At 67.1% G+C, this 13,041-nt stretch carries 10 protein-coding genes and 1 other RNA gene; 6 read left to right on the top strand and 5 right to left on the bottom strand.

The window, feature by feature from the left end:
- Positions 1–2: 2 nt before the first annotated feature.
- Positions 3–1,106 carry a Holliday junction branch migration DNA helicase RuvB gene (ruvB, locus tag EV687_RS09435; protein ID WP_122230452.1) on the bottom strand — a complete coding sequence of 368 codons (1,104 nt, stop codon included), beginning with the start codon at positions 1,104–1,106 and terminating at the stop codon, positions 3–5.
- 129 nt (positions 1,107–1,235) lie between these two features.
- Between ruvB and rnpB the strand changes: the two genes are divergently transcribed.
- Positions 1,236–1,564, top strand: an RNA gene (rnpB, locus tag EV687_RS09440) — RNase P RNA component class A.
- Between the two features lie 77 nt (positions 1,565–1,641).
- On the opposite strand, the gene EV687_RS09445 is transcribed toward rnpB, so the two are convergent.
- A complete protein-coding gene (locus EV687_RS09445) occupies positions 1,642–3,144 on the bottom strand; it encodes a helicase HerA-like C-terminal domain-containing protein (protein WP_122230450.1) in 1,503 nt (500 codons plus the stop codon).
- 184 nt (positions 3,145–3,328) lie between these two features.
- Here EV687_RS09445 and EV687_RS09450 point away from each other — a divergent pair, with 184 nt between their 5' ends.
- From EV687_RS09450 to rsfS, 4 genes are all read left to right on the top strand, one after another.
- Positions 3,329–4,048, top strand: a complete 720-nt coding sequence (locus tag EV687_RS09450) for a YebC/PmpR family DNA-binding transcriptional regulator (RefSeq protein ID WP_122230448.1) — start codon at positions 3,329–3,331, stop codon at positions 4,046–4,048.
- A gap of 59 nt (positions 4,049–4,107) precedes the next feature.
- Positions 4,108–5,388: a phosphoribosylamine--glycine ligase gene (gene purD, locus EV687_RS09455; protein WP_122230446.1), complete on the top strand. Its 1,281-nt coding sequence runs from the start codon at positions 4,108–4,110 to the stop codon at positions 5,386–5,388.
- 3 nt (positions 5,389–5,391) lie between these two features.
- Positions 5,392–6,390 carry an oxygen-dependent coproporphyrinogen oxidase gene (gene hemF / locus EV687_RS09460; RefSeq protein WP_122230444.1) on the top strand — a complete coding sequence of 333 codons (999 nt, stop codon included), beginning with the start codon at positions 5,392–5,394 and terminating at the stop codon, positions 6,388–6,390.
- Positions 6,391–6,583: 193 nt separating this feature from the next.
- The gene (gene rsfS, locus EV687_RS09465; RefSeq protein ID WP_122230442.1) at positions 6,584–7,357 is read left to right on the top strand and encodes a ribosome silencing factor; all 774 of its coding nucleotides are present in this window, start codon (positions 6,584–6,586) and stop codon (positions 7,355–7,357) included.
- A gap of 68 nt (positions 7,358–7,425) precedes the next feature.
- Here rsfS and EV687_RS09470 read toward each other — a convergent pair whose 3' ends face one another.
- Together EV687_RS09470 and EV687_RS09475 are read right to left on the bottom strand one after the other, a co-directional pair.
- Positions 7,426–8,037, bottom strand: coding sequence for a hypothetical protein (locus tag EV687_RS09470; protein ID WP_122230440.1), 612 nt, complete (start codon positions 8,035–8,037; stop codon positions 7,426–7,428).
- Between the two features lie 19 nt (positions 8,038–8,056).
- Positions 8,057–8,530 carry a Crp/Fnr family transcriptional regulator gene (locus EV687_RS09475; protein ID WP_122230438.1) on the bottom strand — a complete coding sequence of 158 codons (474 nt, stop codon included), beginning with the start codon at positions 8,528–8,530 and terminating at the stop codon, positions 8,057–8,059.
- 217 nt (positions 8,531–8,747) lie between these two features.
- Here EV687_RS09475 and EV687_RS09480 point away from each other — a divergent pair, with 217 nt between their 5' ends.
- Positions 8,748–12,380 carry an indolepyruvate ferredoxin oxidoreductase family protein gene (locus EV687_RS09480; RefSeq protein ID WP_122230436.1) on the top strand — a complete coding sequence of 1,211 codons (3,633 nt, stop codon included), beginning with the start codon at positions 8,748–8,750 and terminating at the stop codon, positions 12,378–12,380.
- Positions 12,381–12,462: 82 nt separating this feature from the next.
- Here EV687_RS09480 and EV687_RS09485 read toward each other — a convergent pair whose 3' ends face one another.
- Positions 12,463–12,900 carry a DUF1841 family protein gene (locus EV687_RS09485; protein ID WP_122230434.1) on the bottom strand — a complete coding sequence of 146 codons (438 nt, stop codon included), beginning with the start codon at positions 12,898–12,900 and terminating at the stop codon, positions 12,463–12,465.
- Positions 12,901–13,041 lie beyond the last annotated feature (141 nt).

Consider the following 13,041-nt stretch of genomic DNA (forward strand, 5'->3'; position numbering starts at 1 on the left):
GTTCAATCGAACAGATCGCCCGCCTTGCGCTCGGGCACGAGCAGCCCGAAGTGCCGATAGGCTGCCTGCGTGGCAATGCGCCCGCGCGGCGTGCGCTGCAGGAAACCCTGCTGGATCAGATAGGGCTCGATCACGTCCTCGATGGTGTCGCGCTCCTCGCCGATGCTGGCCGCCACATTGTCCAGTCCCACCGGACCGCCATCAAAACGGTGCAGCACGGCTTCGAGCAGCTTGCGGTCCATCACATCGAAGCCCAACGGGTCCACATCCAGCATGGCCAGGGCCTTCTGCGCCATCTCCAGCGTGATGCGGCCGTTGCCCTTGACGTCGGCATAGTCGCGAATGCGGCGCAGCAGCCGGTTGGCAATGCGCGGCGTGCCGCGCGAACGGCGCGCCACTTCCAGGCTGGCCTCGGCATCGATGGGCACGGAGAGCAGGCCGGCGCTGCGGCTGACGATGCGCGCGAGCTCCTCGGCGGTGTAGAACTCCAGCCGCGCGACGATGCCGAAGCGGTCGCGCAGCGGGTTGGTCAGCATGCCCGCGCGCGTGGTGGCCCCGACCAGCGTGAAGGGCTGCAGATCCAGCTTGATCGAGCGCGCCGCCGGTCCTTCACCAATCATGATGTCGATCTGGTAGTCCTCCAGCGCCGGGTAGAGGATTTCCTCGACGACCGGCGAGAGGCGGTGGATCTCGTCGATGAACAGCACATCGCCCTGCTCCAGATTGGTCAGCAGCGCCGCCAGGTCGCGCGGTTTCTCCAGCACCGGACCGCTGGTCTGGTGCAGGTGCACGCCCAGCTCGGCGGCGATGATGTGCGAGAGCGTGGTCTTGCCCAGGCCCGGCGGACCGAACAGCAGTACGTGGTCGAGCGCCTCGCGGCGCTTTCTGGCCGCCCCGATGAAGATCTCCAGCTGCTCGCGCGCCTTGGCCTGACCCACGTATTCCTGCAGCAGCTTGGGCCGCAGGGCGCGCTCGAGCGCCTCCTCGCGGCCGGAGACGGGCGCGGCACTGATCGCCGGGCTGCGGCCACCGCGGGCCGCGCCACCGGCGTCCGTGCGATCCGCGCCCGGAAGGTCGCTGGCCCAGCTGTCGGTCTGAATGCTCATAGGATTTGCCTGGAAAAGTCGTCTGCCCGCCATGCCCCCGGAGAAATCCGGACACCGCGGCAGGCGCTCGATTCTGCCACGGCACGAAATCCGGCCACGCCAGCGCACATCGCCGATAATACGCGCCGTGAAGCAGGCCAGACCGCCGCTGGTGCAAGCGTGGAAACACGGCACTGGAGGAACGTCCGGACTGCACAGGGCAGCGTAGCAGGTAACACCTGCCCACCGCGAGGTGAGGATCAGAGCAACAGAGACGAGTCGCCGGGCTTTCGGGCCTGGCGGGTGAAACGGGCAATCTCTACGCGCAGCAATACCAAATAGGCATGCGATGACCCGGCCCGGTGAGCATGCGGGTAGGTAGCACCGAGCCGTCCGGGCGACCGGCGGCCCAGATTAATGGTGGTCACATGGCCGGCAACGGCCATGCACAGAATCCGGCGTATCGGCCTGCTTCACACTTTTCTTCCCGGCACCTGATCAAAGCCCCTTCATGGGTGGCACAGGCGATCAGTGTCTCCCCGTCGCCAGCACTCCGTCACTTGCGGCTCTTGCCGCCGCCCATCAGGCCGCCGAGCACGCCGCGCAGCAGTTCTCGGCCGAGCCGGTTGGCCTGGGTGCGCACGGTGGACTTGACGACCGACTGCACCAGCCCGTCCTTCTTGCCACCGCGCGGGCCGGTGCTGCCGAACAGGAAGTCGTTGATCACGCCGCCGATACCCGTGGTCTGGCCGCTGGCGGCCTCGGCCTCCTGCACGCTGGCCTGGGCGCGCTGGGCCAGTATTTCATAGGCCGATTCACGGTCCACCGTCTTTTCATAGACGCCAGCCACCAGCGAGCCGGCGATGAGCTGCTGGCGCTGCGCCTCGGTGATGGGGCCGATCTGGCTGCCGGGCGGAATCACGAAGGCGCGCTCGGTGATGCCGGGCGTACCCTTGGCATCCAGAAAGCTCACCAGCGCTTCGCCCACGGCCAGTTCGGTGATGGCCTCCTCGATGTCCAGCCCCGGCTTGGGCCGCATGGTCTGCGCGGTGGCCTTGACGGCCTTCTGGTCGCGCGGCGTGAAGGCGCGCAGCGCATGCTGCACGCGGTTGCCCAGCTGCGCGAGCACGGTATCGGGAATATCGGTCGGGTTCTGGGTGACGAAGTACACGCCCACGCCCTTGGAGCGGATCAGCCGCACCACCAGCTCGATGCGTTCGAGCAGGACCTTGGGCGCGTCGTTGAAGAGCAGGTGCGCCTCGTCGAAGAAGAACACCAGCTTGGGCTTGTCGAGGTCGCCCACCTCGGGCAGGTGCTCGAACAGTTCCGAGAGCATCCACAGCAGGAAGGTGGCATAGAGGCGCGGGGCGTTCATGAGCTGCTCGGCCGCCAGGATGTTGACGAGGCCCTGGCCCTTGGCATCGGTCTGCATGAAGTCGGCGATGTCCAGCATGGGCTCGCCGAAAAACCGGTCGGCGCCCTGCTCCTCGATCTGCAGCAGCGCGCGCTGGATCGCCCCGACGCTGGCGGCGCTGATGTTGCCATAGGTGGTGCGGTACTCGGCCGCCTTGTCCGCCACGTGCTGGAGCATGGCGCGCAGGTCCTTGAGGTCGAGCAGCAGCATGCCCTGGTCGTCGGCCACCTTGAAGACGATGGAGAGAATGCCCGACTGCGTGTCGTTGAGGCCCAGCATGCGCGCCAGCAGCAGCGGCCCCATGTCGGAGATGGTGGCTCGCACCGGATGGCCGCTCTGGCCGAACACGTCCCACAAGGTGGTGGGCGCCGCCCAGGGCTCGGGCAGCGCAATGCCGCGCTGCTCCAGCGTGGCGGCGAGCTTGGCACCGATGCTGCCGGGCTGGCTGATGCCCGAGAGATCGCCCTTGACGTCGGCCAGGAAGACCGGCACGCCGATCTTCGAGAACTGCTCGGCCATGGCCTGCAGCGTGACGGTCTTGCCGGTGCCGGTGGCGCCGGTGATCAGGCCATGGCGATTGGCCAGCGCCGGCAGCAGCAGGCATTCGGTCTGGGCATTCTTGGCGATCAGCAGGGGTTCAGGCATGGTTGCTCCGGAGTTGGGCGGGTAAAAGTAAAATGGCGTCTTTCGTCGACCGACAGAACCAGACAATTCAACAGGACTTGCGCAAACGGGGGTGCGCCGACGACACCCCATGGGGCATGGCATCGCGCCTGCACCCGCGTTGCGCAAGCCGTATTCAAACCATCGAGGACTGGCAGGCACTACTATGGCAGGGCACAGCAAATGGGCGAACATCCAGCATCGCAAGGGCCGGCAGGATGAGAAGCGCGGCCGCATCTGGACACGCTTGATACGCGAGATTATCGTCGCGGCGCGCGCCGGCGGGGGCGACCCGGCGGCCAATCCGCGCCTGCGCCTGGCCGTCGACAAGGCCAAGGCCGCCAACATGCCGGCCGACAACATCAAGCGCAACATCGACAAGGCCACCGGCAACCTCGAGGGCGTGAGCTACGAGGAAATCCGCTACGAGGGCTACGGCATCGGCGGCGCGGCCATCATCGTCGACACCATGACGGACAACCGCCAGCGCACCGTTGCCGAAGTGCGCCACGCCTTCAGCAAGTGGGGCGGCAACATGGGCACCGAAGGCTCGGTGGCCTTCCAGTTCCAGCGCGTGGGCCAGTTCATCTTCGCGCCCGGTACCGACGAGGACAAAGTCATGGAAGTCGCGCTCGAAGCCGGTGCCGACGATGTCATCGCCGACGATGATGGCGCCGTCGAGGTGCTGACCTCGCCGGCCGACTTCGAGGCCGTGCAAGCAGCGCTGGAGGCCGCCGGCCTCCACGCCGAGGTGGCCGAAGTCACCATGCGTGCCGACAACACCATCAGCCTCGAGGGCGATGACGCCGAACGCATGCAGAAATTGCTGGACGTGATCGAAGACCTCGATGACGTGCAAGAGGTCTACCACAACGCCGAGCTGTAAGAGAGCAGCATGCCATCGGCCCGCACCACGCAGACACAGAACAACTCCGAACCCTTGCTATGAAAACCCTTGTGATTGGTGGCGGCGGCCGTGAACACGCGCTGGCCTGGAAACTGGCGCAATCGCCCCGCGTCACCCAGTTGTTCGTCGCCCCCGGCAATGGCGGCACGGCCCTGAATCCACGCTTTCAGAGCCTGCCCATCACCGATGTCGAGGAACTGGCCGACTGGGCCGTGCAGGAGAAGATCGCCCTGACGGTGGTTGGCCCCGAGGCGCCGCTGGCCGCCGGAGTGGTCGACGCCTTCCGCGCCCGCGGGCTGCGCATCTTCGGGCCCACCCGCGCCGCCGCGCAACTCGAGAGCTCCAAGGCCTTTTCCAAGGCCTTCATGCAGCGCCACGGCATCCCCACCGCCGCGTTCGAGACCTTCACCGACCCGGTCGCCGCCAAGGCTTTCATCCACAAGCTGGGCGCGCCCATCGTCGTCAAGGCCGATGGCCTGGCCGCCGGCAAGGGCGTGGTGGTGGCCGAAACCGTCGAGCAGGCCTGCGAGGCTGTCGACGACATGCTGCTGGACAACCGCTATGGCGCCACGCACAACGCCGGTGAAGCGCGCGTGGTGATCGAGGAATTCCTCGCCGGCGAGGAAGCGAGCTTCATCGTGCTCTCCGACGGCAAGAACGTGCTCGCACTGGCCACCAGCCAGGACCACAAGCGCCTGCTCGATGGCGACCAGGGGCCCAACACCGGCGGCATGGGCGCCTATTCGCCCGCGCCGGTGGTCACTGCCGACGTGCATGCCCGCGCCATGCGCGAGATCATCCTGCCCACGGTGCGCGGCATGGAACGCGACGGCATTCCCTACACCGGCTTTCTGTACGCCGGTCTGATGATCGACGCCAAGGGCCAACCCAAGACGCTGGAATTCAACTGCCGCATGGGCGATCCGGAGACACAGCCGATCCTCATGCGCCTCAAGAGCGACCTGTATGAAGTGCTGGGCGCCGCCATCGACGGCCGGCTCGACGAAGTCGAGCTGGAATGGGACCGGCGCGTCGCACTCGGTGTGGTGATGGCCGCGCACGGCTATCCGGAACACCCGCGCAAGGGCGATGCCATCACCGGCATCCCGCCCGAGGCGGATGACGCCGTGGTGTTCCACGCCGGCACCTCGCTCGATGGCGAGACGCTCAAGACCAGCGGCGGGCGCGTGCTGTGCGTGACCGCGCTGGGCGACAACGTGCGGCTGGCCCAGCAGCGCGCCTATGAAGTGGCCAGCCGGGTGCACTTCGATGGCGAGCAGTACCGCAAGGACATCGGCCACCGCGCCGTCAAGGCCTGACGCATGACATCCAGCAGCATTCCAGACCTCGGCGCGCACACGCAGGCCGCAGCCGATGCGGGCACCGGGGCCCAGCTCGCGGCCGTGCGCAACTACCTGCTGGGCCTGCAGCAATCGATCATCGACGCGCTCGAAGCCATCGAACGGGAAGCCGGCAGCGGCAAACGCTTCGTGCGCGACGCCTGGCGCAAGGAGGCTGGCCAAGCCCTGCAGGGCGACGGCATCACCCGCATCATCGAGGATGGCACGGTGTTCGAGCGCGCCGGCTGCGGCTTCTCGCACGTGCGCGGCCCGGCGCTGCCGCCCTCGGCCACCCAGCACCGGCCGGAACTCGCCGGCGCGCCCTTCGAGGCCATGGGCGTCTCGCTGGTGTTCCATCCGCGCAATCCCCATGTGCCCACCGTGCACATGAACGTGCGCATGATCAGCGCCCGGCCGGCTCAGCCCGCCGGCGGCGCCGCCGTGCAGTGGTTCGGCGGCGGCATGGACCTGACGCCATACTATGGCTTCGAGGAAGACGCCCGGCACTTCCACCAGGTCTGCCAGAGCAGCCTGCAGCCTTTCGGCGCCGACAAGTACCCGCGTTTCAAGCAATGGTGCGACGAGTACTTCCACCTCAAGCACCGTCAGGAGCAGCGCGGCATCGGCGGCATCTTCTACGATGATTTCTCCGAGCTGGGCTTTGGCGGCGGCTTTGCCATGATGCAGTCGGTCGGCGACCACTTCCTCCAGGCCTACCTGCCCATCGTCGCGCGCCGCAAAGACCAGCCGTGGGGCGAGCGCGAGCGCGAGTTTCAGCGCTACCGGCGCGGCCGCTACGTGGAGTTCAATCTGGTGTTCGACCGCGGCACGCACTTCGGCCTGCAATCGGGCGGCCGCACCGAATCCATCCTGCTCTCGATGCCTCCCCATGCCAGTTGGGCCTACCAGCGCCAGGACCCGCCCGGCTCGCCCGAGGCCGAACTGACCGAAAAATTCCTGGTCCGGCGCGACTGGCTCTGAAAAACTGATCAAAGGCACCGAGAAAGCCACGCCCAACGCCATCCCCGCCGCTCCAGCAACCATCAAACTTGGCAAGCATCCTGAGGCTGGTTAAGATGCGGCGCGGGCCATTCAGGCCCGGATGCCGCACCCCATTGCCCTCTTGCCCCATCTCCCCGCCTCCCCCACCGACCACCATAGCAGCCACCAGCGAATGACCACCCTCAGCGATACCGCCGCCAAGCGCCAACTGTCCCAACTGCAAAAAGCCATCATCGACGGTCTGGAAGACATCAAGGCCCAGAACATCGCGGCGTTCGACACCACCCACCTCTCGCCGCTGTTCGAACGCGTCATCGTGGCCTCGGCCACCTCCTCGCGCCAGACCAAGGCGCTGGCCGCCAGCGTGCGCGACAAGCTGCGCGAGGCCGGCTTCGACAAGCCCCGCACCGAAGGCGAGGAAAACGGCGAGTGGATCATCGTCGACTGCGGCCCTGCCGTGGTGCATATCATGCAGCCGGGTATCCGCGACTATTACCGCATCGAGGAAATCTGGGGCGAGAAGCCGGTCAAGGCCAGCGCGGCGACCAAGAAGGCCGCGTCACGCACCGCCGATGCGGCCGCCCCAAAGCCGAAGCAGCCGAAGAAGGCGGCTCCCGCCAAGGCCGCTGACACCGAAACCGAAGCCCCCACAGCCAAGGCTGCCAGGACCAAGCCCAAAACCGCCGTGAAAAAGACTGCGGTCAAGTCACCCCCCCGGGCCACGACGAAAACCGCCGCCAAAAACACGACCAAGGCAGCTGCCAAAACCGCAGCCAAAACCGGCAACAAGCCTGCCGCCAGAAAGACGGCCGTGAAGAAGAGCACCGCCAAGCCGGCAGCAGCCAAGACGTCCGCCCGAACAGCAACCAGGAAACCGAAGGCGACGGCCAAAACCGCCACCCAAGGCGCGGCCCGCAAGACCCGCACCACCCCCTCGGCAGACTGACGCCTGTCAGGGCCACGGGCCGCGCAGCCTGGCTGATCCACGACCCGCCACAATCTGCCGCGAATGGATCAAGTGCCGGGGCGGCCGCTCAAAGCCCCACGGCTCCACGCCCTGGTGGGGGCAAATGCCGTCTGCTCACCGGCATCGCCCGCCAACGGCGCTGCATCGTTCCCGACATCTCCTGCTGGGGCGTCCGCCTCGTCAGCGGACGCTTCGTCCTGGGGCGGCACTGGCGGCGGCAGGCCCAGGTCCCAGGTCACCGCGGACGGATCGACCATGCGCCGGCTGCCTATCCAGACCACGTTCTGCACCTCGATGCCTTGCTGGCCGGCCGCCAGCACCAGATGATCCTCGACCTCGGCCTGCCGCTCGGCACTGTGCTCGAGCGACTTGTCGAGCCGCACCAGCACGATCACCCGGTTGCCCGCATCGCCCTGCATCACCACATGCGACTTGTACTGGCCGGAGAGCACGCCGGCACGGATCATCGCCTCGCCCAGCAAGGCCCGCACCTGCTCCTGGCGCTCGCGGCTGCGTTGCCCCAGCTGCGGGCCGCCTCTCTCGCGATGGGGCACGATCTGGCCATTGCGATCGATGTAGGCGGCGGGTTGCACGGCCTGGTCCTGCCGGCCGCTCAGCCAGGCCTGCAGCTTGTCCGAAAGGCTTCTTTTCCAGATCATGGTTGGCGGCCCGGCATCATCATGCAATGGCGATTCGCCGCTTGCGATCGCAGCTGCGCTTGGCCAGCACGGTGGCGGCCAGCTGGGTCAGCGTCAGCGCCAGTTCGGGATGGCGGTTGCACAACTCGCCGAACTTGACCGGCCCCAGCGTCCAGACCTTGCCCACATTGGCGACCTGCGCAGTGGCCTGGCGCGACATGCGGCCCAGAAAGCTCGCCTCGCCGAACATGTTGCCCGGCGAAATCGTGGCCATGCGCAGCTTGCCAAGCGAATTCTCGTAATGGATCACCACCCGCCCGCTCTCGAGCAGGTAGAGGCTGCGCTCCTGCCCGCCGCGCTGGAACAGAAAGCTGCTCTCGACCATGTTGACCAGCGTCAGATGGCCTTCCATGACACGCCAGTGCTCCAGCGGCAGGGCGAGACGGACCGCTTCGGCATCCTGCGGCGATTGAAAGGCCTCGATCAGACCCGCGAGTCGGCTGGCTGAATACATGGCAAGGTCTCCATTCACAAAGTCGCACAGTTCATAGTTGCGTAATTTTATGTTGCTTTATTTGTATTAAGTAACATTTGAGGGTGATCACGAAGGGTGCCGCCAGCGTGTCATCCGCATTCTTGCATGGGGTCTTCCCCAAGTGTGTCCAACCGTCAACGGCAGAAGAATGAACCAGCAGCAGCATGGCATGCAGGTTTCACGGAGACAACACACGATGAACGCCCCACTTCCACCAGAGCAGTTGCGCCGCCTGCAGGCGGCCTCCATCGACGACAAGTATGCACTGCCGCATGGCCTTGCCTTCATGAGTGGCGTGCAGGCGCTGGTGCGGCTGCCCATGCTGCAGCAGCGCCGCGACGCCCTTGCCGGCCTGGATACGGCCGGCTTTATCAGCGGCTACCGGGGCAGCCCGCTGGGCGGCTACGACCAGGCGCTGGTCGCCGCCAGGCCCCACCTGCAGCGGCACCAGGTGGTCTTCCAGCCCGGTGTCAACGAGGAGTTGGCGGCCACCGCCGTCTGGGGCTCGCAGCAGCTGGACCTCTTTGCCCAGCAGCGCCGCCATGACGGCGTCTTCGGCATCTGGTACGGCAAGGGGCCGGGGGTGGATCGCTCGGTCGATGTCTTCAAGCACGCCAACATGGCCGGCACCGCACGCCATGGCGGCGTGCTGGCGCTCGCCGGCGATGACCACGTGGCCAAGAGCTCCACGGCCGCGCACCAGAGCGACCAGATCTTCATCGCCTGCGGCCTGCCGGTGTTTTTCCCCGGCAGCGTGCAGGACATCCTCGACATGGGCCTGCACGCCTTTGCGCTGAGCCGCTACAGCGGCCTTTGGGCCGGAATGAAGACGATCCAGGAGGTCGTCGAATCCTCGGCCTCGGTCTGCGTCGATGCCGAACGGGTGGAAATCGCCTTCCCGGAGGATTTCGAAATGCCAGACGGCGGCCTGCACATCCGCTGGCCGGACGCCCCGCTGGCGCAGGAGGAACGGCTGATGAGCCACAAGTGGGATGCCGCACTCGCCTATGTGCGCGCCAACCGGCTCAACCACAGCGTCATCGCCGGGCCACAGGATCGCTTCGGCCTGATGGCCAGCGGCAAGGCCTACAGCGACACACGCCAGGCGCTGGCCGACCTGGGCCTGGATGCCGCCATCTGTCGGCAACTGGGCATCCGGCTGCACAAGGTCAATGTGGTCTGGCCGCTCGAACCCGTGCTCGCGCGCGAGTTCGCCAGCGGCCTGCAGGAAGTGCTGGTGGTCGAGGAAAAGCGCCCGCTCATCGAATCCCAGCTCAAGGAGCTGCTCTACCACTGGCCCGATGCACAGCGCCCGCGCGTGCTGGGCAAGGCAGACGCCGCAACTCCGGCGCCAGCCCCCCGGCTGCTGCGCCCTCATGCCGACCTGACTCCGGGGCTGATTGCCCGCGCCATCGCCGTGCGGCTGCTGCAGTTGGGCATGCCCGCCGAACTGGCCGCGCGCCTGCAGGCCCACCTGGCCATGCTCGATGCACGCGAGCAGGCGCTGGCGGCCATTGGCGACAAGCCGGCCGACCGCATTCCCTGGTTCTGCAGCGGCTGCCCGCACAACACCAGCACCCGCGTGCCCGAAGGCTCGCGCGCGCTGGCCGGCATCGGCTGCCACTACATGGCCAACTGGATGCCCGACCGCCACACCTCGACCTTCTCGCAAATGGGGGGCGAGGGCGTGGCCTGGGTCGGCCAGCAGCCTTTCACCAAGGAGCGCCACGTGTTCGCCAACCTGGGCGACGGCACCTACTTCCACAGCGGCCTGCTGGCGATCCGCCAAAGCATCGCCGCCGACGTCAACATCACCTACAAGATCCTCTACAACAACGCCGTGGCCATGACCGGCGGCCAGCAGATCGGCGAGCGGCCCGAAGGTCATTCGGTGCTGCAGATCATGGCCAGCGTGCTGGCCGAGGGCGCAGCCAAGGTGGTCATCGTCACCGACGAGCCCGACAAGTACGCGGGCGCACCGCTGGCACCAGGCGTGGCCGTGCACCACCGCAACCGGCTCGATGCCATTCAGCGGGAACTGCGCGAGGTGGCCGGCACCAGCGTGCTGATCTACGACCAGACCTGCGCGACCGAAAAGCGCCGCCGCCGCAAGCGCGGCACGCTGGCCGACCCGCCGCAGCGCGTGTTCATCAACGAGCGGGTCTGCGAGGGCTGCGGCGACTGCTCGGTGCAGTCGAACTGCCTCTCGGTCGAGCCGCTGGAGACCGAATTCGGTCGCAAGCGGCGCATCAACCAGAGCAGTTGCAACAAGGATTTCTCCTGCGTCAAGGGCTTTTGCCCGAGCTTCGTCACTATCGAAGGCGGCCAGCTCAGGCGCAAAACCGGCAGCTCCGGCCATCCCGCCGCTGCAACCACCGCCGAAGCCGCGGCCGCAACGCCCGCGCTGGCCAAGCTGCCGACCCTGGCTCAGCCACAGCTGCCACCATTGGCGCAGAGCGCCTGGGCCATCGTCGTCGCCGGCGTAGGCGGCACCGGCGTCATCACCATCGGACAACTGCTGGGCATGGCCGCGCACCTCGACGGCAAAGGCGTGGTCACGCAAGATGCAGGTGGTCTGGCGCAAAAGGGTGGCGCCACCTGGAGCCATGTGCAGATCGCCCGCGCGCCCGAGTTCATCCACAGCACACGCGTCGATGCCGGCCATGCCGACCTGGTGATCGGCTGCGACGCCATCGTCGCCGCCAGCGCCGCCACGTTGGCGGTCATGCAGACCGGCCGCACCCAGGTGGTCCTGAACCGGCATGGCACGCCGACCGCCGCCTTCGTGCACGATCCCGGCTGGCGCTTTCCCGCTGCGGCGGCCGAAGCCGCCATCGGCCAGGCTATCGGCAAAGACGGCCTGAATGGCATCGACGCCGAGGAACTGGCCACCGGCCTGTTGGGCGACAGCATCTACACCAACCCGCTGCTGCTTGGATTTGCCTGGCAATCGGGGCTGGTGCCGCTCTCGCATGCGGCGCTGATGCGCGCCATCGAACTCAACGCCGTGCAGGTCGAGAAGAACCAGGCCGCCTTCGAATGGGGCCGCCACGCCGCGGCCCACCGACCGGCCGTGCAGGCGCTGCTGACAGAGGTGGCACAGGCGGCGCAGCCGGCACCCACCTCGGCCCGGGTCATCCCGCTGGTGCGCCAATCCGCGCTGCAAAGCCTGATCGAGCAGCGCGCCGCCTTTCTGACGGACTATCAGAATGCCGCCTATGCGCAGCGCTACCGGGACATGCTGGCGCGCGTACGCGCCATCGAAGGCCAAACCGATCGACTGACCAGCGCCGTGGCCCGCAACCTCTTCAAACTGATGGCCTACAAGGACGAATACGAAGTGGCCCGGCTCTACACCGATGGTCAGTTTGCCCGGCAGGTGGCGGCGCAGTTCGAAGGCGACTACCGGCTGCACTACCACCTGGCGCCGCCGCTGATGGGCCGCAGGAGCGCTCAGGGCCAGCCGGTCAAGCAGCGTTTCGGCCCGTGGCTGCGGCCCGCTCTGGCGGTGCTCGCGCGGCTGCGCTTCCTGCGCGGCAGCCGGCTCGACCCGTTCGGCCACACCGCCGAGCGGCGCCAGGAACGCGCGCTCATCGTCCAATACATCGGCATGGTCGAGACGCTGCTGCAAGGCCTGGCTGCCACCGCCCACCAACCCATGCCCGGTGCGGCGCGTTGGGCGCTGGCGGTGCGCATCGCCAGCGTGCCCGAGCAGATCCGTGGCTACGGTCACGTCAAGGCCGCGGCGCTGGAGCGCGCACAGGCCCTGTGGCAGGAGCTCTGGGGCGAGTGGCAGGCCGCCGAGCAAACACCCAGCAAGGTCGCCTGAAGGGGACGCGCAGTCTTTCAGAACCTGTTTGCGATCTTCTCGTGGGCCACCTTGAAACAGCGCAGGGCGCCAGCGCGCAGGGTCAATCCCGAGTGGCGCGGCGCTGCACACAGGCCACGTACGACGCGCCATCGGGCGGGCGCTGGTTCACCTGGCTTTGCCACAGCATGTCCTGCAGGCACTCCATCGCGGCATGGTGCGCCTCGTGCAGCGAATCCAGCCGATTCGTCAGCAGTTCGACCGCCTGGCGGATGCCCGGCGGCTGGTCGATGCTGCACTGCTCGCTGATCGACAAATGCATCGAGAGGTGCAGGAACGGATTGCTGCGCCCATCCCGCGAGGCATCGTAATTACGCGCCACCGCCGCCTCGACATCGGCGAGATCGGCATGGTACTCGGGATGCTCGGCAATCCACAGGCTCGCCAGCGTCTCGATGGCCTCCATCGGCGCGCCCGCCTGTGCCTTGGCATGGACGCTGCAAAAGAAACGGCGCACGTCTTCCTGGGAGGGGGCGAACATGAAAACGAAACTCCTGATTCAAATGAGGGCCGAATCCGGCCAGCGCATGTCAACGCCGCAAACCTCCTCGACTCCGGCAAGTGTATGCGAACCATGCCTCTCCCAGCATTGCCAGCAAACGTCAAGCCGATGTCACTCAGC

The organism is Corticibacter populi (assembly GCF_004217315.1).
Taxonomy (GTDB): Bacteria; Pseudomonadota; Gammaproteobacteria; order Burkholderiales; family Burkholderiaceae_C; genus Lampropedia; species Lampropedia populi.